The organism is Microcoleus sp. PH2017_34_RAT_O_A (assembly GCF_020737885.1).
GTDB lineage: Bacteria > Cyanobacteriota > Cyanobacteriia > Cyanobacteriales > Microcoleaceae > Microcoleus.
Genome location: NZ_JAEQDD010000014.1, coordinates 15,272 through 40,929, shown reverse-complemented (window position 1 = coordinate 40,929; position 25,658 = coordinate 15,272). Strand labels below are relative to the sequence as shown.

Below are 25,658 nucleotides of genomic sequence, written 5' to 3'. Positions count from 1 at the left end.
TCTGGGCTTTTCGATCGTCGTCCAACGCTGGCAGGGACGACTGGTTCAAGTCTTCGACCGCCAAAATTTTGACGTTTACCTTGCGCTGTGCGTCCTTGCGGTTGGGTTCTGTCTTAAAGCATTGACCTTTTTGCTCAAGAGTAGATCTCGATGACAGGCTCGCGTGATTCCACTATTCTAAGGCAGCGCGGTTCAAATCCCTAGTCCGCCTGCGGAGGAGACCCGATGCTGGGTAATTAAAGGACGAGATGGCGATCGACCCGCACCGAAAGCCTGATACAATCAATGAAAGTTTTTGACTGACTGATCTTTTTCGGCTTTGGGCTATGGCAGTCCCCCCAGTTTTGCTAGTCTTGAATCAAGCGGCATTGATACTGCTCTCCCATTGGTTCAGAAAGCAGGCGGCGGCAGTGCTTTCTAGACGCAGTGCGAGAGAAGCAGTGCTGTCGGCGAGTGCTGAAGACAGTTGTTCAAGGATGCTATTCCCGATCGGGCAAACGACACCAAAGAGAGGACTATTAGTGTGCTGTATCTAGCAGAAGTACAAAAACAGAGAAGCGGCTTTGGTCTCGGTGGCGGTAAGGCTGAACTGAAACTGCTAGCTTGTCAGCGGGGCGAACACAACTGGAGCGCCGTACCGGGCGATGACGCGATCCCAGTTGAGGAAGCTAATAAGTTTAACGACGGCACGCTGGTGCTGGTGGAGTTGAGCGCTAACAAGCAAGTGCAGCGGATTCAGGAGGCTGCCCGCCAGTTGGTGAGCATTCTGCAAAATTTCTCCCGCTTGCAGGACAAGTTTAAGGATAAGGAAGAGGAAATTGAGCAGTGGAAGGCTTCTCTGACGTTTTCGAGTCAGGAACTCAATCGCCGGGAAATGGAAATGCAAGCCCGCGAAGAGCAGTTGGCTCAAATGGAGGAGGAGTTGGAGCGCCTGGAGGCTCAACGCTCGGAAATTGAAAATACTCGAGATGAAGCTAACCGACTGCGAGAAGAGGTCGATCGCAGCCGCGCGGAGATGGAGACGGCTTGGGAACAGTTGCGGGGCGAACAGCAGCAGGTGGCTCACCAGCAGTCTCAGGCTCCTCAGGGGGCAGTTGTTGACGAGCAGCAGGCATTGAGAATTCAGGAGTTGATGAACAAGCTGGGAGGAGCAATTTCTGCGGCCCAAGGAGTTCGGGAACAACTGAATCAGTCTTTTGGTGTTGTGGGCGCTCAGCAGGCAATTCTGGATTTGCACTGGCAGCAGTTGGAGCAAAAACGCACAAACGCTCAGCAACAGCAGGAAGAGGTCGATCGACAAAATCAGAGCCTCCAAAGCCGCTGGCAGGAATGGTATCAATCCCAAGATGCTTTGGCGCAAGCTCGGGCCCAACTGAAAGGGCAGCAATGTACCCTCGGCGCTAAGCAGGAGCAGGCTCAGTCTATGTCTGTCCAGGTGAAGGCTGTTGAGACTATGTACCAGCAAATCTCCGGGCTGGCGTCTGGTTCGGGTGCTGGGGCTGTGGAGCAGGTAGTAGATGTGTCTGCTCTGGAGCGGATGCCGGTTGAGGAATTACAGGGGCTGGTGCAACACCTGCAAGAGGATTTGGAAAAGGTGTTCCGGTTTGTTAACGATCAAGAGGAGGAGTTGACTCTCCAGCGGGAAACAATCGAGGAGTTGCAAGCCAAAATTCAAGCGGCTTCCGAGTACGATCGCATGGCTTTGGAAAATGAAATGGCCGATGAACTCGAAAGTTATCAGATGTTGAATGAAACTTTGGTGGGACAGCGCCTCCGCTTGCAGGAACGGGAAAATGTTTTGAAGCAGCATCAGGCGGTGCTGTGGCGTCGCTTGGGTACTGCTAATCCTCAAAAAACAGAACCTGGACAGATTGATTTGGGGCCGATCGTCACACAGCTCAATACTCAACGCCAGCAGCAAAGCCAAGAATTGCAACGGCTGGAAACCGAAATTCAGCAGGTGCGGGAGTCAATATCTCAAATTGAGGGAAATGTCAACCGTCAAAATGGGGAAAGTGAAGCGAAACGCAATGAACTTAAGCAGTTAGAGCAGACTTTGTTCAGCCAGAAAGGTGCTGTGGCGGAACTCTGGGGCCGGGTGAATGTTTATCAAGAAATGTTGCAACCGGTGCAGGACAATTTGAGCGGGCTGCGCCAAAAGCTGGAAGCGGTGGGGGGAGAACTCGATCGCGTACAGCAAACTGGAGAGCAGCAAGATCGGGTTGTTTCGGATCTGCGGCAAGCTCTTTCGAGTTTTCTGCCAAGCGCCTAAAATTAAATATCGATCGCGATCCAAGGGTTTTCAACTCGGGCGATCGCTCCTCCAGGAAATGGATCGGTTTGCGATCGGTTGGGCGCTGCGATTAAGCTGCTGAGTTTTTCTACGCTGTCAAAACTGGGTGCACAGGGCAATATTTGTAGCAATACCTGTCGCATTGCTCGCCGTTGCAATGACAGGGGTGCTTCTCGCAAAATTGGGCGATTTAACTTGACGGGGAGTTGAATTTGCAACTGCGGGTTGTCTGTAGTTGGAGAGATGGCTCGCTGTAGTAATTCACTGGCTGCAATTTCGAGATATTCGACATCGGCGCGGAGGAGTTCGGCTGTTTGGGCGAGGGCTTGTTGGGTTTTTGGGTTGAAATGAGTTTCTAAATAAGGCAATAATTGCGATCGAATTCGGTTGCGCGCATATTGCAAATCTTGATTAGTGGAATCTTCCCAAATTGGTAGTTTTTGCTCTTGACAAAATTGACCTGTTTGCGATCGGGTGATTTCCAGCAACGGACGAACCAAGTAGATTTTAGATTTGGGATTTGGGATTTTTGATTGGGGAGTTTGATCTAAATTGTGCGATCGCAAATCGGCAGATATTTGGAAATTGGGATTGTCGCCAGAATCTCCCAATCTAAAATCTAAAATCGGCAATCGCAAATCGGCAAGGGGGCGCGTCCAAGTCAGGGCGGAAAGTCCGTCGGCGCCACTACCGCGAATTAGGTTGTAGAGGAGTGTTTCCGCGCGATCGCTGGCTGTGTGGCCTGTGACAATGTAGGGGTAGTTGTGGGCGATCGCAACTTCGGTTAAAGCTTGATACCGCCACTTTCTGGCCGCTGCTTCGGTTTTGGGGATGTCCGAGGCTGTTTGCAAATAATAGGATATTCCGAAATTTTTAGCTAAATTTTCTACATGATTTGCATTAGATTGGGAATCAGAACGCCAGCAGTGATCGCAATGAGCAATGGCTAGATTCCACCCCCATTTGGGCTGCAAATCCAGCAGTAATTTGAGCGTACACAGAGAATCTTGCCCGCCGGATACTGCTACTAACAATCGCTGATTTGAGGGCAAGATTTGTCGTTGCAGCAGTGTCCGGTGCAGTTGAGCGTGGAGGCGCGTCCAATTGGAAGATTCAGGCATTACAGTTGATAGTTAGCAGTTGTCAGTTGTCAGCTTGTCAGTAGTCGTAGGGTGTGTCGCCATCGATACTACCCAACAAAAGACAGAAAATCGATCGAGCGACGCACCACCGACAATATTTGACTACACAAACTCAACTAAGGATCGCGAATTAAATAACTTATAATTTTAACTACTTATTGTGGGATGGGCGTCCCGCCCGTCCAAAAAGGGCCAGCGGGCGGGACACCCCACAAACTTGTGTAAGTTATTAAATTTTCGTTCCTAAGAGCGTTGTAGCAAGGATTTTTTAATTGGTATCAGTTGTTAGTTGTCAGTTGTATGAAGGATGCAATTAGAAGCTCCTCAACTCAAAACTCTCAACTTAAAATTTAAAAATCTTCCTGCTTTCCCTCCCTGTAAGTAGCAGCTTAGCTCCACATTCCTCGACTGTGGGGGTTGCTGTCTGGATACCTAGAAATAGGAAAATCATTACTTATTTCTGTTGAGTCCGTGACATCTAATGGCTCATTTGTATCAATTTGCTCTGAGTCGGAGCTATCTTCGGCGTTGTTTTGGGCGGTGTCTGATTCTTCCGGTGCGGCGGGAAGAGCTTTTTGTTCTTTCACCTCAGGTTCGATGGGAATGAACTCCAGGCGCAATCTAACTTTTCCTTGTGTCCAGCCTTTTCCTGAACTTAACAGCTCGCAATCCATGCCATCTGACAATAATCTTTCTTCTAGCAATCTTGAATTCAGAATGGTCATATATTCGTTGACTTTGAACGTACATTGATACATCAAAGCGCTGGTAGGAGCCGACAAAACATCGTCTTCTTTGAGAAATATTTGTGAATCGTCCATATCAATTGTCATTTTAATGAAGGAAGAAGGAAGAAGGAAGAAGGAAGAAGGAAGAAGGAAGAAGGAAGAAGGAAGAAGGAAGAGGGAGTAAAATTTTACAGTCTCAGTAGTTTAGCAAAGTGGGCATTGCCTTTGTGTCAACTTAATATCAAACGTAGTAATGGTCTAAGGTACGTAGTTGGGCTTTAGCCCTCTTTATGCGTATAAAGAAAGAGGGCTAAAGCCCAACTACGTACCTATCTGTAACCTTGCCTAGCCCTTAAGAAGGGAGGACAGGAATAGATACAAAGGATTTTAGGCTTAAATTGACACACTTTGCTGGAAATAGCTGCCTACAACTGGAGATTATATTAATCCCTATTCGGTGATTTATTCTGTTTCTCTGGGACTGATTTGTGGTTCAGAAATTAGAAAAACCAACCGTAGGAATGCAAACCTTTGCCTAACAGATTGACGCCTAGATAGCAAATCCAAACTACTACAAAACCTGTGGCGGCTAAAATTGCTGGGCGTCTTCCCTGCCAGCCGCGAGTGATGCGGGCGTGCAGGTAGGCTGCAAATACTAACCAAGTAATCAGCGCCCAAGTTTCTTTCGGATCCCAACTCCAGTAAGATCCCCAAGCTTCGTTAGCCCAAACGGCACCGGCAATAATCCCAATTGTTAGTAAGGGAAATCCTAAACCGATGATGCGATAGCTAATGTTATCAAGAGTTTCTGCTAGATTCAAGCGCTGGGGCGAGAGAAGTTCTGAGGTTTGAGTTGCCGCGGTTGATGCGGTTTGAATTGTTGCTGATTCTAGGACTGCGGTGGCGCCAAAACCGTTATTGTTGGAGTTGAAAGACGGTTCGCTGAAAGCTAACGCGCTGTCGCCTACTGTTTCGAGGGTTTGAGGTTCGGGATTTTGTGGGCGTTGCAGGCGGTAGTTGCCGTTGCGGTTGCCGTTGGTGCCGAAGGAACTACCTGTGAGTTCGATTTTTTGGCCGCGGGTGACGATTAAAAATGCGATCGCCAGCAATGCTCCTACCATTAAAGTTGAGTAACTGAGCATCATGACGCTAACGTGCATCATCAGCCAGTTGGATTTGAGGGCTGGTACTAGGGGCTCTGCCGATTGCATGGTGTCGGGCAGAGTCAGGGCTGCAAAGGCGGATATTGCCATTGCTACGGGGGATGTGGCTGCTCCAACTAGGCGGGAACGGCTCATGTTTTCCGCGACTAGGTGGATGGTGGTGATTCCCCAAACTAAGAAAAATAGGGATTCGTAAAGGTTGCTGAGTGGGAAGTAGCCGGCTTCTATCCACCTAGAACCGAGTAAAGCGGCGATGGAGAGGTTGGCGACAGCCATCCCTGCGGTTCCCAAGGCCCACAGGTAGGGAATGCCGGGGAATGCTGTACCCACCCAGTAAATGAGCATTGTTGCGAACAAGATGGCAAAGGAGATGTTGTCCAGCCAGTTCTGGAGTACGACCAGATCCATATAATTTACTCCGGTAGTGTTTTTACTTATTTTTTGCTAACTAGATCGATCGTACTGGGGTTGGGCAGTTTTGGGTTTGAGATTTTGAATTTTTGTGGCAATTCTGAGTTTTTGGCGGTGGTTGAGGTAGGGGGCCCCGGCGCGGCGGGCGATCGCCCGGGCCCATCAACCCACATTCTGCACCCGCAACTAACACAAGGGAACTGATAATTTCTCCAGAGCAAGCTTGGGGCTTTCAACCAATTCTTTCTGGTAAAAATCAGCAATTAGCAGTAAGTAAGCCACCTATGACTCCACAATATTTAACAATTTCGACGCCAGCTAATATCTCAACTCACAGCAAATTAAGCAACACTTAAAATTATAAACAGAGATGAGATTACTAACCTTGTAAGATTACGATTGATAAATTTGCCGAATTTCGTCCAGGTTGTTGGCTGCGAGCATATCAGAGGCGATCGCCTGCAAAACACCCACATCAGAAATTTCCAAAATTTCCTCAAGCAGCAGCAATCCTTCATCTCCGAATTTCAGTCTTAAACCGAGTTCGATCGTCTGGATAAATGCTTGTTTAGTGCGCGCCCGTTCCTCCAATAACTGAGCATCTTTTTGAGATAACTGAGCATCTTTTTGAGATAACTGAGCATCTTTTTGAGATAACTGAGTATTTTTTTGTACCGCCAGTTCGTCGCCTGTAGGAATGGAAGCGCCACCAGCAGAGCACCAGCGCAACCAAGTACCAGTAACATTTTCAAATTCACCTTGCCACAGAGTTAGTCCCAAACCGACTTCGGGAAACCAAGCATCAGTTTTAGGCACGTAAGATTGATTGTGCAATTCAAAGATTCGCAGCGTACTGCCTCTCAACTCGCGTAGCGGATCGTACACAACATAATACGGGATTCGCATTCGAGCGTAATCTATTAATTTGCTGCCCAATTCGTTACTTGGAGTTGGAGAAACAATTTCGATCGCAATTTCGGGAGGTTTGCCAAATTCCCAAAATAAATACGATCGCACTTGTCTTTCCCACCAATCCTCAGCACCAGTAATATTGATACTCAGAAAAACATCCGGGGCGACTCCCGGCTGACGCACGCTGCTGAACAAACCGACATTTGCCGCCGCAATAAAGGGAACGGTAATCCCCGTATCGCCACCGCTATATAAAACCGTTGTCAGCAATCGCTGCTGTTTTTCGTTGATGAAGCTGTCCAAAGGAGTATCGTCTTCTAGAACTAAGTTGCTAATATCTGGCAACTGACTCGGATCGAGGGTTAATGGCTCAGACATAGGTAGTCGAGGTGAGAACTATCTGCCACAACAACTATAACAGAAGGGGCATGGGGCATGGGGCATGGGGCATGGGGCATGGGGCATCTTCGCCTTTATAAAATTGGGAATTGGGAAAAAGGAAGAAGGAAGATTTTCTTTCTTCTTCCTTTGCCAACGGACTTGATATTACTCGCAGCTAGAATAAAAAAATATTTCCCAAAACACTTGACAAACTGGCGAGCATACCCGATAGTAGTAATTCGTGACCAATGCGGAACTGGCGGAATTGGTAGACGCGCATGATTCAGGTTCATGTGGTGCAAGCCTTCCGGGTTCAAGTCCCGGGTTCCGCATTCCCAAGGCAGAAAAAAGTTTGGGGTTGACCCGATACAGGTAATAACCCCATTCGCTCTGCTGAATTAAGAAAATGCTCACAAGTATTCAAAACCCCTTAGTAAAAGAAATCCGCAAACTCCACAGCTCTAAGGGACGCAGGGAACAACAATTATTTTTACTCGAAGGTACGCATTTGCTCGAAGAAGCTTGCGCGGCCAAATACCCGTTAGCAACGGTTTGCTGCACTCCCGAATGGCTGGATCAGCATGGGAAATTGTGGGAACAAATTGTTGGTTTAGCCGATCGCACAGAATTAGTCAGTGCCAAAGTCTTAGAGTCGATCGCCACTACAGTCCAACCCGACGGCATTATCGCCACCGCACCCCGTATCGCCACACAACCCGCAGAAATCTCAACTTTAGGTATAGCTTTAGAAACCATCCAAGATCCCGGCAACTTGGGGGCGATCGTCCGCACCGCCGCTGCTGCTAATGCCGACGGCTTGCTGCTGAGTTCAGACAGCGCTGATTTAGACCATCCCAAGGTGCTGCGCGCCTCAGCAGGAGCTTGGTTTAAGCTGCCAGTAGCAGTCACTCCAGATTTAACCGCCGAAGTCTCCGGGTATAAAAATCGCGGGATGCAAATTTTAGCAACCGTTGCCGGCGCCAGTTTAACTTATTGGGAAGTTGATTTGCGAGTGCCGACTCTGATCGTTTTGGGCAACGAAGGTTCTGGATTGTCGCCAGAATTGAGAAGTTTAGCCGATCGACAAATCCAAATCCCCCTCGGCCGCGGCGTAGAATCTCTCAATGTGTCGATCGCCGGAGCCCTCATCTTGTACGAAGCTCAACGGCAAAGAAGTCATTAGTCATCAGTCATTAGTCATTAGTCATTAGTCATTATCTGTTGGGGCGGTATTGAAAAGCTGCTGGGCATTTAAAGTGTATTTTTTAATTGCGTTGTCCGAAAGCATCTCCCCATCTCCCCATCTCCCCCTCTCCCCCTCTCCCCCTCTTCCCTCTACCCCCCATCTCCCCATCTCCCCATCTCCCCCTCTACCCCTCTACCCCTCTGAGATTTAGCGCATTTTGTTTAACATGATGCAACTGCAAAGCTTGTTTGCGGGTACTCTCGTACCAACATTGCAGGCTTCCATGAAATAAATGTAAAGAAGTGTAGCCAACTGCTCTCACAAATGTTAAGATTCTTAACATAAGTAGCATTGTGCACCCCCAACCAAAACCTAACCTGAGAGGGTTCTGACTGGGAGTAACAGCTAGCTACCATAAAATTAAGCCTCTTTAAATGGAAGGAAAGCGCAAGTCCCCGCCCGCTTTCCTTCCCAGCTAAAGCTAGAGGTTTGCTATCCGACAAACCTTTAGAGGCACAGATCCTCAGCGGGAAAAGCTCATGAAAACTCTTAAGTCCTCAGATACAGATTCTGTTCGCGCTTACTTGCGGGAAATCGGTCGCGTTCCGCTGTTGACCCATGAGCAAGAAATACTCTTCGGGAAACAGGTACAGCGCTCAGCCGCACTGCATCAGGAAAAAAATATTTTAGCCGAAGAGTTAGGCCGCGACCCGACGGCGGCTGAATGGGCACAGACAGTCGGGCTGTCTGAGGCACAGTTGCAGCGGACGATCGACAATGGCGAAAGGGCAAAGCGCCACATGGTGGAAGCTAACCTGCGCCTGGTTGTGTCTGTTGCCAAAAAATATATCAAGCGCAATGTAGATTTACTCGACCTAATTCAGGAAGGTACGATCGGGATGCAGCGGGGAGTAGAAAAATTTGACCCGACTAAGGGCTACAGATTTTCAACTTATGCTTATTGGTGGATTCGTCAGGCAATTACCCGGGCGATCGCCGAAAAAGGTCGCACCATCCGCTTGCCGATCCACATTACCGAAAAACTCAACAAAATTAAAAAGGCTCAGCGCCTGCTAGCTCAACAGCTCGGCCGCGCGGCTACTGCTGCTGAATTGGCGTCAGAGTTAGATTTGACTCCCAAGCAAATTCGCGAATATCTCGATCGCGCGCGCCTGCCACTTTCACTGGACTTGCGCGTGGGAGACAATCAAGATACTGAGTTGGGCGATTTGTTGGAAGATACGGGTACTACTCCAGAAGATTTTGCCCTGCAAGCTTCCCTGCGGACTGACTTAGACCACCTAATGGCGGAACTGACTCAGCAACAGCGAGAAGTCCTTGCTTTGCGGTTCGGTTTAGAAGACGGGCAAACTTTAACTTTGGCAAAAATAGGCGATCGTCTGAACATCAGTCGGGAACGGGTGCGTCAAATTGAACGGGAAGCTTTAACCAAACTCCGCAAGCGCAAGCAAGATATTAACGATTATCTCGCCAGCTAGCTAGATGGGAATGGCGATCGGGACACAGGCGATCGCCATTTTCCAATCTAAAATCGTAAAAACCGCCGCCTTTAATTCGGTTGTACCCACTTGGTTGCTGCGACTGTCCTGCTACATTAGTAATTACTTGGTAATAAATAGCAGCAGCGATCGGATAAGGGTTATTTAATTTAACCGCCCGCGTCTAAAATAACAAGCTGTCTCTGAAACGGAGGTACTCGTGAGCAACTCATCTAATAAATCCCCTGAATTCTTTGAAGAAGACGGAGAAAATGCTAATTTATTATGGCAATACGTGCAGTCAATGGCTCCCGACACTGTTTCTCAGTTGTCTAAGCCGACTTCTCACGAAGTGTTTCAAGTAATGGAGCGAAATATTGTCGGGCTTTTGGGGAATTTACCTTCGGAACACTTCGGGGTGACAGTGACTACCAGTCGCGAACATTTGGGTAGATTGCTCGCCTCGGCTATGATTAGCGGCTATTTTCTCAAAAATGCCGAACAGCGAATGACTTTTGAAAAGTCCATCCAAGCTAGTGAGAGACACGGCTCGGATGATTAGTTGATTATTAACATTTAAATCGTACAAGTGTCAAGCCCCCTTCGGAAGATGGGGGCTTAAATTTTTAGATTTTAGATTTTGGATTTTGGATGGGTAGATTGCTGAATTGAAACCCAACACGAAAGTTTGCAGCCAGACTTTTATGAGACGGTATTAGTTGTCACTTGTGATTTGTTAATAAAATTGATAATATGATTAAATTATTAATTTTTAATTACAATAGATCGCACGGGTTGCCATCTAGCTGGTTGTTTCACCGTAATACTTCGTTACAGCCCACAGTTGCGGTTAAAAAAACGGTAAGGGGCTTGCAGCTTAATACTATACCAATCATTTGGCTACTCCTTCGACAATACAATTGCATGGCTGGGATTTTATTTCTACGCAAGTCCCTAAGTACGAAACTAGCAGTGCGTCAAAATTACCAATCACCAATTCCCAATTCCCAATTCCCAATTCCCAATTAATATGTCTCTTTCTCCTGTGGCCCACAAAGTTATCGGCGTTGCTGCGATCTGGAACGATCGCCAAGAAATTTTGATTGACAAGCGCCGACAACACGGACTGCACGGCGGTTTCTGGGAGTTTCCGGGCGGTAAAATAGAGCCGGGAGAAACGATCGAAGCTTGCATACAAAGGGAAATTATGGAGGAGTTGGGGATTGTGGTAGAAGTTGGCGATCGCCTGATTACAATTGACCACGACTACACTAAATTTACAGTTAGGCTTTACGTGCACCACTGCCGCTACATCAGCGGGGAACCGCAAACGATCGAATGCGATGAAATTCGCTGGGTGACACTGGACGAAATTGACCAATTTACTTTTCCCAAGGCAAACGAACAGATTATTGCTGCCTTGCTTGAGAATCGATCGTCTTAGAAGGACGAGGATTCTTATGTTTATACTTGCTAGGTTTTTAGAAAAATTTTCAAGCTTTTTATTGAACTATTGTTTTTATCATATCCCCCGGCATATCTTGAGATGAGCAAATTTGGTGAGTATTGGCTTGTCACAAATCCAGTGCCTCTCTCGTCTTAATTGAGTAAGCCAATCTCTAACTGTGAGCGATCGCCATGCCCGAACTACTCGAAATACTCGATCGTTTTGACACTGTGCTAACCCAAACAGCCCCGAACATTGCCAGCCACCTACAGCGCGGATTAACCCGTGCGGAAATTGAGGTACAAATCGTTTCATTCTCATGGGAGTTTCCCCAGGATGCTTTCGACCTGTATCAACGGCATAATGGGCTATCTGGCAAGCCAGGAAAGTTGAATTTGGTGGAAAAACTACTCAGGGTTAAAGGAAAATGGCATGGAGAGTTATCCGGTCGAGAGAATGAAGTGCATCTGAAACTGGAAAATCGCGCGATCGTTGCCAAATTCTTGCCATTGGATTACGCCTTGGCAGGACATCGCCATCTGAAACTGGGCAGATGCCAAATAGATCTACTCCCTTTTTCGATCTTGACTGATGGCAACAATACGATTTATTGCATGATGCGTTTAGCTCCAGAGAATCCCATCATCTATTGTGCCAACGGGACAAAACTGCCGCCGATGAGCGTAACTGAATCATTTTTATCAACTCAGCCTCAATTTAGCCGATTGAGCGAACTAATTGCATTTTTGACCGGAGTTTGTCAGCAGGGTATTCAACCGCTCGCAGCGAGCCAAGAGACTTTAATGAATGCTATCGATTGCGAACTCGATCCGACGCAGTTTGAGCAACTTTACCAACAATTCCAACGCTAAATCGTTGAACATAAATTTACGGCACAGTACCTATGAAACTACTTGAAGTTCAATCCAGTGTGCGATTAGAAAAATCAATTTCCCGCACCCTCAGTCACGAATTTATTCAAACATGGCAGAAATCCAATCCTGATGGACGATACCAACAGCGAGATGTGGGGATGAATCCTCCGGCTCATCCAACAGAACTATGGACAACTGCGAACTATGTTCCTTCAGACAGTCGTACCTCAGAAATGGAAACGGCACTGACTGAATCCGAGCAACTGATCGGGGAATTGCTATGGGCCGATCGCGTATTACTTGGTGTGCCTATGTATAACTTCAGTGTGCCATCAACTTTTAAGGCGTATGTGGATAATATCGTTCGAGTTAATCGCACCTTTGCCTTCGATCCAGCCAGTTTTACCTTTGAAGGACTTGCGACCGACAAAAAGGCATTAGTGATTACCCCAAGTGCCGGAAATTTTGCGCCCGATACACCAATGAGAAGTATGAATTTTTGTGAAACCTATTTGCGAGCAATTCTAAGCTTTATTGGCATTGAAGACATGACAATTGTGGCTGTTCCCAATCAGTTCATGCCCGATGCAATTCGGCAACAGTCAATTGAACAGGCACGCGCCAAGCTGATGAACTTAGCGGCAACTTGGTAATTTATGAACCGATTAGACCTGTTCAATCAGTATCGATCGCTCATGTTTGCGATCGCCTATCGAATGCTGGGTAGCGTGACCGAGGCAGAAGATATCGTTCAGGAAGCTTGGATTCGCTGGCAGAATACGAAGAGCATTGTGCAGTCTCCTAAAGCGTTTCTGTCACGTACCGTGACTCGTTTGTGTATCGATCATCTGCGATCCGCCCGCGTGAAGCGAGAGCAGTACATAGGCACATGGCTGCCAGAGCCGCTGATGACAGAATCAATTGATGCCAAGGACTGCACTGAATTAGCAGAATCTCTTTCATTTGCATTTCTCATGCTGCTGGAATGCTTATCCCCAACTGAAAGAGCCGTTTTCCTGTTACGCGAAGTTTTCGATTATGACTATGAGGCGATCGCTAACACTGTCGGCAAAAGTAGTTCAAATTGCCGCCAGATTGTTCGTCGTGCTCGTCAGCATCTGGCTCTACGCAGACCCACAATTAGCTCTAATTCTCCTGATAAAGACACCGCGATCGAGCAATTTCTCACTTGTTGGAACCAAGGGGATTTACAGGGACTTATTGCTCTCATGGCAGAAGATGTAACATTTTTGTCGGATGGAGGAGGGAAAGTTGTAGCAGCCCAAAAACCGTTTCATGGCTGCCTGAAAGTAGCTCGTTTTCTAATCTCAATTCGACGCAGCCGATTGACACCTGAGTTAGTCCCTCAAGTTGTGGAAATAAATGGTCAGCCTGGAATTGTAAATATTGTGGACGGCAAGCCACATAGCATTTTCAGCTTTGATTTCGCAGGTGAAAGTATTCAGTCAATCTTTGCAGTCGTTAATCCGGTAAAATTAAAAGCAGTAAAGCCATAATCGCGCCGTTAGTGACAGCAGCACAACAACGCGCTGGAGCGGACTGACGAGAGATATTGGTGGGGATGCCAAGGTTGTCTACCGCTTTATTTCAGCCGGAATGTGGGCTGCAATTTCTGCCGATCGATCGCCCAACTGGCAAATGCGCGATCGCGAAAACTTCTCTACCCTCTTCGCGACCGTTCGTGATATTTAATTGGCATTGTTTACCGCTGAATGGGCAGGGTAAAGTGAAAACAACTGCCTCGATCGGGTACTGAGTCTACCCAAATTTGACCGTAGTGGGCGCGGATGATGCCTTGGCACAAAGACAGCCCAATGCCGTAACCGTCTGTTGATTTATCTCGCTGCAAGCGATAGCTGTCTTCAAAAATGCTCGCACAATCTTCTTCAGGAATTCCCGGCCCGCTGTTACCAATGCTGACTTGAACTTTGTAAGCAGTGCGGTGCAGTATGGAAATACTTACAGTTCCTTGCTCTGGCGTGTACTTGCTGGCGTTGTCCAGCAGGTTGACTATGACTTGTTTGATGCGATCGGGATCGGCATAAACCAAGGGCAAATCTGCGGGAATGTCTGTTTCTAAATTCAGACTTTTAGCCTGAAATTTGTCTTGAAATTGCAGGATTACATCTTGACAAATCGCCCTCAGTTCGATTTTTTTGGGTTCCATGTGGAGTTGAGCGTTAGTACCCCGTGCTGCTTGCAGGATATCTGTAATCATGCGATCGACAATTCGGATTTGGCGGCGGGCTTGTTTCATCAAATGAGCCGCCAGAGTCGGTGTCAAACGGGACTTTTGCCCCTCCTTTACCTTCTGATTTGACTCCAAAGTCTCCAAAGCCAAAGATGCGGCCGTTAAGGGATTTCGCAAGTCGTGAGCCAGCATCGCAATAATCCTGTCTTTCAACTGCAACTGCTCTTGCAGGTGTTCTTTTTCCTGTTTGAGCCGAAAAACTTCATCCGCAAGCTGCACGAGTTCGGTGGCGCAAGCAACCGAATAGATGGGTTTTGGGTCGGCCAGATTGGCAGCCAGAGCCGAGGTAGACTGCTGCTGAGCTGCGTATTCTTCTACAGAACGCTTCCAGCGGGGCCACCAATGTTCGAGTTGGGCGATCAAATTGCTGCCGGCGAGAGTTTGTCGGGGATCGGGATGAATTTTGAGCAGCGAGGGAGTGGCTACAAGTTTAAAGTGTTCGGCTAAATCCGGCTGTTCTCCTACGTCGATGACTTGAAGCTCAAAGTCGCACTCTGCCTTCAAAGCCTGTAGGGACTTGCGGATGTGTCTGGTCTGTTCCCTGGAAGAGGGACGCTTGTCTACGAACAGCAAAAGCTGTAAAAGCGGTGCAGGATTGGTCGGCTGTTCGGGAGAACAGTCGGTGTCGTCGTTGCCGGATGTTGGATTGACGCTGTTGACTTTTTCGATCGGGTGAAAATAATTGACCATTGCCGAGCCGAGTTATTTCACTTCTACTTTAATTTAATACTTACTTTAGATTTATGCTATTGTCCGATGATTTCATTACGGCGGGCCAATGACATTTTTGAGATGGAAGAAAAATGAGTCGCTGCGGGTAGTGGTTCAAGTGGCGGCGGCCTTTTTTGTGCTGTGCCTGCTGCTGACGCTGCACCGCTACTACAGCTTTTACGCTACATACGACCAAGGCATTTTCAATCAACTTTTTTGGAACGGCACTCGGGGTCACTTGTTTGAGAGTTCCCTGTCTTCGGCTTTGTCCACTAACGTGGTTCACCAAAATCAGCTCCCGTCTGTATCTTACTATCGGTTGGGGCAGCATTTCACCCCAGCGCTGATGCTGTGGCTGCCAATTTACTCGCTGTTCCCCTCTCCTGTTACTTTGACGGTGTTGCAGGTGACTTTAATTACGGCGGCTGGTTTAGTCCTGTACGCTCTCGCCAGACACCATCTAGAACCGCGACTGTCGGCGACAATTGTCGTGAGCTATTACGCAGCTAACGCCGTTATCGGCCCGACTTTGGGTAATTTTCATGATTCTTGCCAAACTCCGCTTTATGTTTTTGGCTTGTTGCTGGCGATGGAGAAGCGCTGGTGGCCGCTGTTTGGGATTCTGGCAACTTTAATGTTAGCCGTGCGAGAAGATGGGGGAGTTGTGTTGTTTGGGGTGGGGGCTTACATGATTTTGAGTCGGCGCTATCCTCTGACTGGCTTGGCTGTGTGCATTCTCAGTTTTGGTTACATGATTGCTTTGACAAATCTGATTATGCCTTTGTTTTCTGCTGATATTTCCGAGCGGTTTATGATGGAACGCTTCGGTCAATATGCTGATGGTGATGAAGCTTCGACTCTTGAAATTATTTGGGGAATGGTTAGCAATCCCGGGCGGTTGGTGACTGAGCTATTTACGCCCTTTTTTGGTAAGATTAGATACCTACTTGGTCAGTGGTTGCCGTTAGCTTTGGTTCCTGCCGTAGCGCCCGCATCTTGGACGATCGCAGGTTTCCCGCTGCTAAAGCTATTTTTAGCTAAAGGAGAATCTGTGCTGGCAATTAATATTCGCTATGCGATGACTGTGGTTCCGGGGCTGTTTTATGGGGCAATCCTGTGGTGGGCTGGCCGTCAAAAGGAAGAAGATAGAATTAAAAGGGGAGAACAAACAATTTTGCGTTTTCCGAATGCGGTGTTTCCTTTCCCTTCGTCTTCGCAGTTTCGCCGCTTTTGGGGGTTTTGCATCTGCTTGTCGCTATTTTTTACCTTCACGTCTAATCCTAATCGGACTTTTTCGTTTATTTTGCCCGATGCGATCGATCCTTGGGTGCAGGTTCCTCTCATCAGACAGTGGCAGCACGTGTCTCAAGTGCGCCCGCTGTTAGCTCAAATTCCTGATAATGCTAGCGTGGCTGCAACGAATACTATTGTGCCGATTTTGTCAAGCCGCCGGGAAATTCTCCGGTTTCCGATGTTTGAACTGCGGAATGATGCGGGAGAGGCAGTGAAGATGGAATATGTAATTGCCGATATGTGGCAGTTGCAGCAGTATCAACCTGCGTTTCGCCGGGAACGCGGACAGTTGCAGCAAATCGTGCCAGCGATCGATCGAATGTCCAAATCTGGAGACTACGGAATTGTTGGCTTTGAAGACGGTGCGATTTTAATGCGTCAGGGCGCTGCTTCTAATTCTGCATCGGTGGCTGCTTGGGATCGTTTTCGCCGCGAGTTGGAACCGATTTTGAAGCAATCTTGAGGGTGCGGGCGATCGCCCGAAACTGTCGGTTTAGGCCAAATATTCCAGAAACCGGGCCAGAGAGCAATTGCTGCAAACACCCGGTTTCTGCATAATTTTCCGTCCTTGTTGCTGCCAAAAGTCAGCCCTCGGGCATAGATTTGCGATCGATCAACATTTTAGGCTGTGGATCATACAATAAAGTAGTCAACAATAAACATTAAGATATATAAATTCTTAGGAGGGGAGAAAGATGAAAATTTTGGTATTGGCATGGGAGTTTCCTCCCAGAATAGTCGGCGGTATCGCCCGCCACGTATCGGAACTGTATCCAGAATTGGTGAAGCTAGGGCACTCGATTCACTTAATTACAGTAGAGTTCGGTCACGCGCCGATGTACGAAGTGGTTGAAGGAATAGAGGTGCATCGTGTAGTAGTCGGGCACGCCAAGGACTTTTTTCACTGGGTGGCGAACCTCAACCAAAGCATGGGGCACCAAGGCGGCAAACTAATGCTAGAAGAAGGCCCCTTTGATTTGATCCACGCTCACGATTGGCTGGTGGGAGATGCGGCGATCGCCCTCAAGCATACCTTTAAAGTACCGCTAATTGCCACCATCCACGCCACCGAATACGGGCGCTTCAGCGGCCTCCACAATGACGGGCAGCGCTACATTAACGCCAAGGAAAACGACCTCGCTTATAACGCTTGGCGCGTCATTGTTTGCAGCGACTATATGCGGCGGGAAGCCGAACTTGTACTATCGACTCCGTGGAACAAAATAGAGGTAATTTACAACGGAATTAGATCGGAAAAAAAGCCGCGCAGGGACGAATTTGACGCGATGGATTTCCGCCGAAAGTTTGCAGCAGACGACGAAAAAATAGTTTATTATGTAGGCAGAATTAGCTACGAAAAAGGCATTGCTGTATTTCTCAATGCAGCACCTCAAGTAATTAGGGAAATGGGGGGTAACGCAAAAATTGTTATTGTTGGTGGTGGCAATACAGACCATCTCAAAGTTATGGCTTGGAATTTAGGAATTTGGAATAAGTGTTATTTTACGGGTTTCATGTTTGAGGAACATCTCGACAAATTCCAGACGGTGGCTGACTGCGCGGTTTTCCCCAGTCTTTACGAACCTTTTGGGATTGTAGCATTAGAAAGCTTTGCTGCAAGAGTACCTGTGGTGGTGTCGAATGCGGGTGGCTTACCGGAGGTGGTGCAGCATACAAAAACTGGTGTTGTTACTGAGGCTAACAATCGCGATTCTTTGGCCTGGGGGATTTTGGAGGTACTGAGAAATCCTGGTTATGGGCGATGGTTGGTTGACAATGCTTATGAGGATTTGGAACGTCGATTTAGTTGGCCGAAGTTGGCAATGGAAACCGAGTGGGTTTATCAGCGCGTGGTGGAGGAAAGGGCCGAGGTTGATTGGTAAAACAGACAGTTGACAGTTGACAGTTGACAGTTGACAGTTTGCAGTTGATAGTTGACAGCTTGCGCTGAGTTTGTCGAAGGGTTGACAGTTTACAGAAACAAATGTGGCAATTCTCAAGTTACTGAATTGGTAATTGGTAATTGGTAATTGGTAATTGGTAATGGGAATTGGCAATTGGTAATTGGTAATTGGTAATTGGTAATGGGAATTGGCAATTGCTAATTGGTAATCATAAAATTTAAAGGGAATTTGCATCTTGAATATTTTTAGGGACATCGAACCCCAACCCAAACGCAGCTTGGTAACTTTATTTACCGCAGGCTTGCTATTCTGGTGTAGTTTGGCTTCGCTGCTGCCAACTTTGCCGCTGTACGTTCAATCTGTGGGCGGTAGCAAGCAGCAAATTGGCTTTGTGATGGGTGCATTTGCGATCGGGCTTTTGCTATCGAGGCCGCAGTTGGGTAAAATAGCCGACAGCCGGGGGCGCAAACAAGTTTTGCTGCTAGGCGTGTCTGTCGCTGCACTTGCCCCTATCGGCTACCTGTTAGCTCAATCTGTCCCATTACTGTTGTTTCTCCGGGCTTTTCACGGCATTAGCATCGCCGCTTTTACTACAGCTTACAGCGCTTTGGTGACAGATTTGTCGCCGCCCGGAAAGCGGGGCGAATTAATTGGTTATATGAGTTTGGCCGCCCCTATCGGTTTGGCATTTGGCCCGGCGATGGGCGGATTTGTCCAAGCTGGGGTTGGTTATCCTGCTTTGTTTGCGATGTCGGCGGCTTTCGCCACCACAGCTTTATTTATTACCACCAAAGTTGTGGAACCGAATTTCGCTGAGTTAACAAAGTCTGACTCGCTATCTGAGGACAAAAACAGCCAAAAATACTGGCAAATGCTGTGGAATCCCCGGGTGCGGATTCCGGCTTTGGTGTTATTGCTGGTTGGTTTGGTATTCGGAACTTTGAGCACTTTTATGCCTTTGTTTATCCAAGAAACTAAGGTTAATTTGAATCCGGGATTATTTTATTCTACGGCGGCTATCGCCAGTTTCAGTTTGCGGTTGGTGACGGGGCGGGCTTCGGACAAATACGGCCGCGGCTTGTTTATTTCTGGCGGCTTAATCTGTTACGCCGTGTCTATGTTATTGTTGTATTTTGCTAACAGCAGCGGTGCTTTTTTAATCGCGGCTTTGGTTGAAGGTACGGCTGGCGGTACTGTTATGCCAATGATGGTGACGCTGATGTCGGATAGGTGCGAACCTCAAGAAAGAGGTCGTTTGTTTTCGATTTGTATTGGTGGGTTTGATTTGGGGATTGCGCTTGCTGGCCCGACTTTGGGTTTTGTTGCTGAACAAGTTGGCTACAGGAATATGTTTGGTTTGGCGGCTGTTCTGGCTGCTTTGGCTTTGCTGATTTTTGTTACTTTGTGTAGCAAGAATTTGTCTCATTCGCTTAAATTTGCGATCGGGCGTGGCAAAGATGTTTATGCTTTGAATAGGTGACAGGATGGGGACGGGCAAGATGCCCATCCCACAAAAAAATGGAATGGGCATCTTGCCCGTCTTAGCTATTTTTGCAATCTTGTTTATTGTCCGATACAGTTTAGATAAGATCTCAAGATAGTAAAAGCGATGTGAAAAATAGACTCTGCGATTGCTTCGTTCCTCTCTTCGTCTCGGGACGGGCTCTCCGGCCCATCCCACAAGAAAAAAGTTTTGTGGAATGGGCCGGAGAGCCCGTCTTAGCTATTTTTGGAATCTTGTCTGTTGTCGATCGCACTTGGCAACTTTAAACAACAAACGCACCCTACAAAATACTGTAAGATGCGTCGCTTTTGATAATGGGCTTGGAGGGATTCGAACCCCCGACCTCATGGTTCGTAGCCATGCACTCTATCCAACTAAGCTACAAGCCCCTGTCGAGTTCAGACTTAATCTAAAATTGATTAAGTTCTTTTCTCACAGAATCTAACAGTAACACCTTTACTAAAATAATGCAAGACCTTTCCGAAACTTTTTCTAAATTGCCCGATCGCGCGCAGCTAACTCACCTCGACAACAGCGGGGAAGCCCAAATGGTGGATGTTTCGGCGAAAGTGGCAACTGTGCGCCAAGCTGTGGCTGCGGCGCGGGTGCGGATGCTGCCGGAGACGTTTGCGGCGATCGAAGCGGGGAATGCGCCGAAAGGCGATGTATTGGGCACTGCAAGGCTGGCTGGAATTATGGCGGCTAAGCAGACGGCGAATCTGATTCCTCTGTGTCACCCTCTGCCCATTAGCAGCGTGGAAGTGCAGGTGATACCGGATGCTGGGTTGCCGGGGTATCAAATTCGGGCGACGGTGAAAATTAAGGGCGAAACTGGTGTGGAAATGGAGGCGATGACGGCGGTTTCGATTGCAGCGCTGACTCTGTACGATATGGCTAAGGGGTTGTCCAAGTCGATCGCCATTGAATCGATTCGACTGGTAAGCAAAAGCGGCGGCAAATCGGGAGACTATCAAAATTTAGAGGGATAAAGTTCCGGCCTTGGGGGGAGGCAGAATTCAAAAAGTAGCACTTATGCTTAAAATAGGCACAGAACTACTAACATCAAGTGAAAAACTATGCCTCCTCGTTGGCCCCGCAAACCCGATCGCAAAGACCCTGAGTACCGTCAATTAGACGATCGCATGAATTTTGCGATCCACGTCGGTCTTTTTTCTGCTTCCAATTCTGGTTTGTGGTTTGTTCAAAATTTGCAAAAGGCTGATTGGCCTTGGGCAGTTACAGTGACGGGTGTATGGGCTCTAGTAGTTTTGGCCCACGCGATTTTCATTTTTGCGATCGCCGATTATTCGCCTTTAACCAAAGATTCTGGTTGAAGGGAGTTGTCGGCGATTTGTTAACTGTTTTAATCCAGCACAAATAATTTGCTTTTTTAGATATGGCTAATACTACAGTTGCGATCGAATCCTTAGCCGCCCAAATCGGCGAAAATGTCTACATTGACATTGCCAAGTGGCATTTATATCTCCGTGATGCCCACCTGCATACCGTTGTTGCCCAACAACTTTACCCGATGCTGGAAGATGGCAGTTTAAATGATGACAAAGTTGCACGAGTTTTGCAAGGTATTTCAGTTAAGCTCGGTGGCGGTAAGCGGGAAGTGCCGCTGGCAGATTTGATTCCGATGCAGTGTCAAGTGCAATTGATGGATGTTCTTGAGGAATTTCAACGGGATATGTGATCTCAATTATTGATTGGGATTTAAGTGCGATCGCCCTTAATTTGACTTAAGGGCGATCGCACTTTTCATTATTTGCCTAAATCAACCAGAAATTAGCAGGGGTAATCGCATTCGCACTTACTCCAACCATCACACCTAACTGCTCCCCTGTCAAGAGGTTTTCGATCGGAGTTCCCTGAGTATTTTGAGTTATTCCCAACTGGCTAACACTCAAACCATCGGTTAGTGCGATCGAATCTCGATTGACGGTAAAATCAGCGATCGTATCAAATCCTCCATCGGCTTCTAAGACAAATAGATTGTTACCGCTACCGCAAATTAAACTATCATTTTGCAACTTCTATCTCGTAGCTGATGGCACCCTAGGCTTTTAATTACTAGGAAATTAGCAAAGTGCGATCGCACTGTCTGTGATTGAGTTCGCTTATTTACAATTATTTATATTTTTCTGATTATTGATCGCGGTGAATTTAGGGAATGGTGGGGCGGTGGCGCGATCGTAAATATTAAACAAAATGGGACTAAGTAAGTAGGCGCCAATAAATCGGTGCGGTGTAACAGAATGTGTATGGGTGTCAGGGAGCAATTGCTTGACTTCACTTCACTTCGTCTCGATCGCTATTTGAATACTTGTATATTTTCATACTCATTTACTTAATTGACAGCTAAAAAAGAGTGAAGCAAGATCCTCTTTTGTCCCTCTTTTTAAGGGGGATGCAAGGCGGATCTAAATTTGAAGGAGAAGTTTAAAAATACACCTTATAGCCCCGGACACCAGAGATTTAATTGTCACATCCAGCGTAATTTTTGCAATCAAAAATGCTATGGGGAGGCTTGTCGGGAATGCCACCCAATATTTTTACATTTTTTTAAGATAGCGGTTTGCCAGAATTTGCTCGCGCAATTATAGAGGTTTGCGATCGCCTGAAATCCTTTAAAAACAAGGCATTGACTTGTCTCCACTGAATATCTTTACGGCACTACACTGAAACCGCTCTGATAACATTTCTTAAAACAAAGCAACACATAAGTTCAGATCGTATCAAGAGCAGATATCGCGAAATAACCAGCCGTAAATACATTCAAGACAGTCGAATTCAAGCATGGACTCGATCGAGAGCAACAATAATTAAAAAATCTGTTTTACTTGACAACGTAAAACAATCAGGTTAGAACAATGCAAGTGACAGATATAGGACTTACGCAAGAAAACGCATATCTGTCATTCTTTGCTGTGCATCGCAATCTCAACTCTATGTTTTTTGTGGTTCATGCGTAAGTCTTGAGACCTAAAAGTTTGTTTGCTAAAGTATTGGCAAACTCTAAAACTTTTATATCTCTTTTTTTTGCAAACAAAGACAGCTTACAATCACAAAAAGATCACAGGTGCAAGCTACAATAACAAATTTTGTACAAAACTACCGCAAACTATGAACACAACAAGCGTGATTCAGAAATCGGAAAGCTTCGGGTACAAGCTTGCCAATTATTTCGTCAAAAACTATCAATGTCTGATTCAAAACCCTCGACTATTTTTGATGCGTAAATTTGCTCGTTTCGAGATTGTACGCGACTGGGCAACGATGTTATTGAAGCGTCCAGCTAAATCTCATGTTATCAGTCAAGAAAATGCTTCAGTTCTGGGAAAGTTGGATGTAGATGCGATCGCTGCTACGATCGAAACCGATAGTTGTTATCAAAATCTTCAGCTACCCGAAGATACAGTTCAAGAACTTTTGAAATTTGCCAGTTCTACAGTTGGCTACATTAACAGAGATGCCAACCGTCCCTACCACTACAAAGGAACAGAAAAAGTAGGTGCGGACTTACCCAAAAATGCCCGCGTTTGCAGCTATATGAGTAACGGAAACCAGTCTTCAACCCTGAAAGAACTGGAAAAAGACCCCGGCATACTGGCTATTGCAGCTAAATTTCTGGGTGCCGAACCAGTACACATGGGCAGCGAAATATCGTGGAGTTTCCCAGTTCCAGCAGAAAACCACATCCAGCAACGCAAGGCAGCCCAAGTATTTCACTACGATTTAGACGACTATCGGTTCATTAAGTTTTTTTTCTACCTTACCGATGTCGATATGTTCAGCGGGCCGCACACTTATGTTTCTGGAACTCACAAAGGCAAAAAGTTGATGCACCAGCTTATAAGTACGCGCTGTGCAGACATCGATGACGAAAAGATTGTTGAATATTACGGCGCTGAAAATGTGGTGAATGTCTGTGGCAAAGCTGGTTTTGGGTTTGTAGAAAATCCCCTTTGCTTTCACAGAGGAACGCAGCCAACTGAGAAACCGCGCTTGATGCTGCAAATAGAGTATACCATTAACGACTACGGCAACATTCACGAGGCTTTGGGTTGCTAGCAAGTCAACCTCGTCAATCAGGAAGTCTTGTCTGTCTGTCGAGACTTTTTAGATTATTCTCTGGGGCAGTGGGACGCTCCTAAAACATGATTCAGATGCCAACAGAAACTATATTATCTACCAAAACGGCCGCGAATGCGATCGACAAACATCTCAACTTCCGGCAACTTCATCTGATGCACAAAAATGGCAAAAACTCCCAACCCTGCCAAACTCGCCACACTCAACTGCACTAATTGAATTACCAAACCTTCAGTACCCAAAACTCTTTGACAGCCTTGCAGAGTAGCCAAGGACACGAAAGCAGTTAGAGAACTACCACAAGCTAACCCCAAAAAAGGCAAACTCCACTCCCCCCAAGGCAAGCCACCCAGCTTTTTATCTAATAAGTACAAAAACATAATCATCGAAACTAGATTCACTCCCACCGTCGCCAAAACTAATCCGGGCGCGCCGAAAGCTCCTACTAACAAATAATCCAGCAGCCCATTTAAAAAGATATTGATAATACTGACACGAAAAGGGGTTTCCCCGTCTCCCAAGGCATAAAATACCCGTACCAAAACGTCGCGGCCCAAATACACAAACATTCCAATACCGTAAGCCATCAATATCGGTATGACAAACTGCGAGGCTGACAGATTAAAAGCACCGCGTTCGTAAACAATGCGGACGATGGGTGTAGCCAGTGTCACCATTAAAGCGCTTAAGGGCATCATTGTCAGCGCAGTCAAAATTAAAGCTTGACGAATTTTATCTTTTAATTCCGGCCAGTCTTTGGGTTCGGCAAGGCGAGAAAATATTGGCAAAAATGGTACTAAAATTACATTAGAAATAATGCCTAAAGGAGTCATAACCAACAAGCCGCTGTAGCCCATGGCAGATGCAGCTTGAGGGATGTAGGATGCGAAAAACAAGTCAGTATAAACGTTAATTTGCAGCATTCCCGAGGATAAGGTAGCAGGAACCATCACCTTAACTACTTCTTGCACTCCGGGGCGTTTAAAATTAAACCGCAAACGCAATTTTCCCAATCCCGCGCGCCACTGCGCCGCCAGTTGCACTAACCACTGCAAAACTGCTCCTGCTAAAGTTCCCCAAGCTAATACTAAGCCACCGATTAGTGCGTATTGTGGCTGAGTAATTTTTTCTCCGAGTTGTAGCGCGAGAATTCCTAAACCGCCGACAAGTGCAACGCTGGAAAATAAAGGGCTGATCGAAGGAAGCCAGTACATATCGGCGGCGTTGAGTGTGCCGAAACCAATGCCGATTAAGCCTGAAAGCAATGCCATCGGCGCCATAATCCGAAATTGTTGGACGGCTATTGCTTTGATTTCTAAACCTTCTGCTGTTCTATTTAACCCGGGTGCTACTAAATCGATCGCCTGATCTGCAAAAATAATTAAAGCGATTGTTACCAACAGCAATATGCCGCCAACTAATGTGGTGATTGTCTCGACTAAGGGTGCAGCTTCTTTTTTGTCGCGGCGGGCTAAAACGCTGACGATCGCGCTGTGAAATGGCCCGTTAATGCCTCCCAGTAAAATAAATAGGAAACCGGGGATGACGTAGGCGTAGTTGTAGGCATCGACGGCGACACCGACTCCAAAGGCTGCTGCGATCGCAATTTGGCGCACCAATCCGAAGACTTTGCTAATCAGAGTGGCGACTGCGACAATACCGGCAATCCCTGCTAGGGAACGAGAGGGCTTCTGGGTTTCAGACACAAATGGTTACAAACGCTAGTGCTAAAAGGCTTTGCTAAGTTTAATAGCAAATCTGGACGATCGTAACATGAATTGTAATTGGTCAACTACCCTCCCTCCCCTGAAACTGCCTCAAGCGAGACAGTTTCAGATT

22 protein-coding genes and 2 tRNA genes are annotated in these 25,658 nt (G+C 46.9%); 16 read left to right on the top strand and 8 right to left on the bottom strand.

The annotated features are described in order from the left end of the window. Window positions 1–466 precede the first annotated feature (466 nt). Window positions 467–2,272 carry a pilus motility taxis protein HmpF gene (gene hmpF / locus JGK11_RS07080; RefSeq protein ID WP_325315127.1) on the top strand — a complete coding sequence of 602 codons (1,806 nt, stop codon included), beginning with the start codon at window positions 467–469 and terminating at the stop codon, window positions 2,270–2,272. Between the two features lie 2 nt (window positions 2,273–2,274). Here the strand turns inward: hmpF and tilS are convergent, their stop codons facing one another. The 4 genes from tilS to JGK11_RS07060 form a co-directional block, all read right to left on the bottom strand. Beyond that, window positions 2,275–3,414 carry a tRNA lysidine(34) synthetase TilS gene (gene tilS, locus JGK11_RS07075; protein ID WP_293196420.1) on the bottom strand — a complete coding sequence of 380 codons (1,140 nt, stop codon included), beginning with the start codon at window positions 3,412–3,414 and terminating at the stop codon, window positions 2,275–2,277. Window positions 3,415–3,824: 410 nt separating this feature from the next. Then, on the bottom strand, window positions 3,825–4,256 hold the full coding sequence (locus tag JGK11_RS07070) for a KGK domain-containing protein (protein ID WP_293180692.1): 432 nt from the start codon (window positions 4,254–4,256) through the stop codon (window positions 3,825–3,827). Window positions 4,257–4,663: 407 nt separating this feature from the next. After that, on the bottom strand, window positions 4,664–5,734 hold the full coding sequence (gene ccsB / locus JGK11_RS07065) for a c-type cytochrome biogenesis protein CcsB (protein ID WP_293180695.1): 1,071 nt from the start codon (window positions 5,732–5,734) through the stop codon (window positions 4,664–4,666). A 396-nt stretch (window positions 5,735–6,130) separates the two neighbouring features. Continuing rightward, the gene (locus JGK11_RS07060; protein ID WP_293180698.1) at window positions 6,131–7,027 is read right to left on the bottom strand and encodes a Uma2 family endonuclease; all 897 of its coding nucleotides are present in this window, start codon (window positions 7,025–7,027) and stop codon (window positions 6,131–6,133) included. Window positions 7,028–7,280: 253 nt separating this feature from the next. On the opposite strand from JGK11_RS07060, the gene JGK11_RS07055 reads away from it, so the two are divergent. The 8 genes from JGK11_RS07055 to JGK11_RS07020 all read left to right on the top strand — a co-directional run bounded on the left by JGK11_RS07055 (window position 7,281) and on the right by JGK11_RS07020 (window position 13,554). Further along, a tRNA-Leu gene (locus JGK11_RS07055) sits at window positions 7,281–7,362 on the top strand. Between the two features lie 74 nt (window positions 7,363–7,436). Beyond that, entirely contained in the window at window positions 7,437–8,213 is a 777-nt protein-coding gene (locus JGK11_RS07050) for an RNA methyltransferase (protein ID WP_293180701.1), read from the top strand. 542 nt (window positions 8,214–8,755) lie between these two features. Next, a complete protein-coding gene (locus tag JGK11_RS07045) occupies window positions 8,756–9,715 on the top strand; it encodes an RNA polymerase sigma factor, RpoD/SigA family (RefSeq protein WP_293180704.1) in 960 nt (319 codons plus the stop codon). 220 nt (window positions 9,716–9,935) lie between these two features. Then, window positions 9,936–10,277: a DUF760 domain-containing protein gene (locus tag JGK11_RS07040; RefSeq protein ID WP_172187001.1), complete on the top strand. Its 342-nt coding sequence runs from the start codon at window positions 9,936–9,938 to the stop codon at window positions 10,275–10,277. Between the two features lie 468 nt (window positions 10,278–10,745). Beyond that, window positions 10,746–11,159: an 8-oxo-dGTP diphosphatase MutT gene (mutT, locus tag JGK11_RS07035; RefSeq protein WP_293211089.1), complete on the top strand. Its 414-nt coding sequence runs from the start codon at window positions 10,746–10,748 to the stop codon at window positions 11,157–11,159. A gap of 194 nt (window positions 11,160–11,353) precedes the next feature. Beyond that, window positions 11,354–12,034, top strand: coding sequence for a hypothetical protein (locus JGK11_RS07030; RefSeq protein WP_293211086.1), 681 nt, complete (start codon window positions 11,354–11,356; stop codon window positions 12,032–12,034). A 32-nt stretch (window positions 12,035–12,066) separates the two neighbouring features. Then, complete coding sequence (locus JGK11_RS07025; RefSeq protein ID WP_293211084.1) at window positions 12,067–12,690, top strand: NAD(P)H-dependent oxidoreductase; 624 nt, start codon at window positions 12,067–12,069, stop codon at window positions 12,688–12,690. Between the two features lie 3 nt (window positions 12,691–12,693). Continuing rightward, the gene (locus JGK11_RS07020) at window positions 12,694–13,554 is read left to right on the top strand and encodes an RNA polymerase sigma-70 factor (RefSeq protein ID WP_293211082.1); all 861 of its coding nucleotides are present in this window, start codon (window positions 12,694–12,696) and stop codon (window positions 13,552–13,554) included. 206 nt (window positions 13,555–13,760) lie between these two features. Here the strand turns inward: JGK11_RS07020 and JGK11_RS07015 are convergent, their stop codons facing one another. Beyond that, on the bottom strand, window positions 13,761–14,999 hold the full coding sequence (locus tag JGK11_RS07015) for a histidine kinase (RefSeq protein WP_293211080.1): 1,239 nt from the start codon (window positions 14,997–14,999) through the stop codon (window positions 13,761–13,763). An 88-nt stretch (window positions 15,000–15,087) separates the two neighbouring features. Here JGK11_RS07015 and JGK11_RS07010 point away from each other — a divergent pair, with 88 nt between their 5' ends. From JGK11_RS07010 to JGK11_RS07000, 3 genes are all read left to right on the top strand, one after another. Beyond that, window positions 15,088–16,776, top strand: a complete 1,689-nt coding sequence (locus JGK11_RS07010; protein WP_293180716.1) for a DUF2079 domain-containing protein — start codon at window positions 15,088–15,090, stop codon at window positions 16,774–16,776. A gap of 232 nt (window positions 16,777–17,008) precedes the next feature. Beyond that, window positions 17,009–18,196, top strand: coding sequence for a glycosyltransferase family 4 protein (locus JGK11_RS07005; RefSeq protein WP_293180719.1), 1,188 nt, complete (start codon window positions 17,009–17,011; stop codon window positions 18,194–18,196). 256 nt (window positions 18,197–18,452) lie between these two features. Beyond that, entirely contained in the window at window positions 18,453–19,697 is a 1,245-nt protein-coding gene (locus JGK11_RS07000) for an MFS transporter (RefSeq protein ID WP_293180722.1), read from the top strand. 339 nt (window positions 19,698–20,036) lie between these two features. On the opposite strand, the gene JGK11_RS06995 is transcribed toward JGK11_RS07000, so the two are convergent. Further along, a tRNA-Arg gene (locus tag JGK11_RS06995) sits at window positions 20,037–20,110 on the bottom strand. 78 nt (window positions 20,111–20,188) lie between these two features. Between JGK11_RS06995 and moaC the strand changes: the two genes are divergently transcribed. The 3 genes from moaC (at window position 20,189) to JGK11_RS06980 (ending at window position 21,420) form a co-directional block, all read left to right on the top strand. Further along, entirely contained in the window at window positions 20,189–20,710 is a 522-nt protein-coding gene (gene moaC, locus JGK11_RS06990; protein WP_293180725.1) for a cyclic pyranopterin monophosphate synthase MoaC, read from the top strand. 87 nt (window positions 20,711–20,797) lie between these two features. Then, on the top strand, window positions 20,798–21,055 hold the full coding sequence (locus tag JGK11_RS06985) for a 2TM domain-containing protein (protein ID WP_293157023.1): 258 nt from the start codon (window positions 20,798–20,800) through the stop codon (window positions 21,053–21,055). 62 nt (window positions 21,056–21,117) lie between these two features. Next, on the top strand, window positions 21,118–21,420 hold the full coding sequence (locus tag JGK11_RS06980) for a DUF3181 family protein (RefSeq protein WP_293180728.1): 303 nt from the start codon (window positions 21,118–21,120) through the stop codon (window positions 21,418–21,420). A gap of 76 nt (window positions 21,421–21,496) precedes the next feature. On the opposite strand, the gene JGK11_RS06975 is transcribed toward JGK11_RS06980, so the two are convergent. Next, window positions 21,497–21,757 (bottom strand): hypothetical protein, encoded by a 261-nt coding sequence (locus tag JGK11_RS06975; protein WP_293180731.1) that lies wholly within the window; start codon window positions 21,755–21,757, stop codon window positions 21,497–21,499. Between the two features lie 1,093 nt (window positions 21,758–22,850). Between JGK11_RS06975 and JGK11_RS06970 the strand changes: the two genes are divergently transcribed. Continuing rightward, window positions 22,851–23,798: a phytanoyl-CoA dioxygenase family protein gene (locus JGK11_RS06970; RefSeq protein ID WP_293208109.1), complete on the top strand. Its 948-nt coding sequence runs from the start codon at window positions 22,851–22,853 to the stop codon at window positions 23,796–23,798. A 113-nt stretch (window positions 23,799–23,911) separates the two neighbouring features. Here JGK11_RS06970 and murJ read toward each other — a convergent pair whose 3' ends face one another. Continuing rightward, window positions 23,912–25,525, bottom strand: a complete 1,614-nt coding sequence (gene murJ, locus JGK11_RS06965; protein WP_293180737.1) for a murein biosynthesis integral membrane protein MurJ — start codon at window positions 25,523–25,525, stop codon at window positions 23,912–23,914. Between the last annotated feature and the right edge of the window lie 133 nt (window positions 25,526–25,658).

Coding starts and splice junctions, on each gene's coding strand:
- tilS (WP_293196420.1), bottom strand. CDS start 3,414: ATGCCTGAATCTTCCAATTGGACGCGCCTCCACGCTCAACTGCACCGG.
- JGK11_RS07070 (WP_293180692.1), bottom strand. CDS start 4,256: ATGGACGATTCACAAATATTTCTCAAAGAAGACGATGTTTTGTCGGCT.
- ccsB (WP_293180695.1), bottom strand. CDS start 5,734: ATGGATCTGGTCGTACTCCAGAACTGGCTGGACAACATCTCCTTTGCC.
- JGK11_RS07060 (WP_293180698.1), bottom strand. CDS start 7,027: ATGTCTGAGCCATTAACCCTCGATCCGAGTCAGTTGCCAGATATTAGC.
- JGK11_RS07050 (WP_293180701.1), top strand. CDS start 7,437: ATGCTCACAAGTATTCAAAACCCCTTAGTAAAAGAAATCCGCAAACTC.
- JGK11_RS07045 (WP_293180704.1), top strand. CDS start 8,756: ATGAAAACTCTTAAGTCCTCAGATACAGATTCTGTTCGCGCTTACTTG.
- mutT (WP_293211089.1), top strand. CDS start 10,746: ATGTCTCTTTCTCCTGTGGCCCACAAAGTTATCGGCGTTGCTGCGATC.
- JGK11_RS07030 (WP_293211086.1), top strand. CDS start 11,354: ATGCCCGAACTACTCGAAATACTCGATCGTTTTGACACTGTGCTAACC.
- JGK11_RS07025 (WP_293211084.1), top strand. CDS start 12,067: ATGAAACTACTTGAAGTTCAATCCAGTGTGCGATTAGAAAAATCAATT.
- JGK11_RS07020 (WP_293211082.1), top strand. CDS start 12,694: ATGAACCGATTAGACCTGTTCAATCAGTATCGATCGCTCATGTTTGCG.
- JGK11_RS07015 (WP_293211080.1), bottom strand. CDS start 14,999: ATGGTCAATTATTTTCACCCGATCGAAAAAGTCAACAGCGTCAATCCA.
- JGK11_RS07010 (WP_293180716.1), top strand. CDS start 15,088: ATGACATTTTTGAGATGGAAGAAAAATGAGTCGCTGCGGGTAGTGGTT.
- JGK11_RS07005 (WP_293180719.1), top strand. CDS start 17,009: ATGAAAATTTTGGTATTGGCATGGGAGTTTCCTCCCAGAATAGTCGGC.
- moaC (WP_293180725.1), top strand. CDS start 20,189: ATGCAAGACCTTTCCGAAACTTTTTCTAAATTGCCCGATCGCGCGCAG.
- JGK11_RS06985 (WP_293157023.1), top strand. CDS start 20,798: ATGCCTCCTCGTTGGCCCCGCAAACCCGATCGCAAAGACCCTGAGTAC.
- JGK11_RS06980 (WP_293180728.1), top strand. CDS start 21,118: ATGGCTAATACTACAGTTGCGATCGAATCCTTAGCCGCCCAAATCGGC.
- JGK11_RS06970 (WP_293208109.1), top strand. CDS start 22,851: ATGAACACAACAAGCGTGATTCAGAAATCGGAAAGCTTCGGGTACAAG.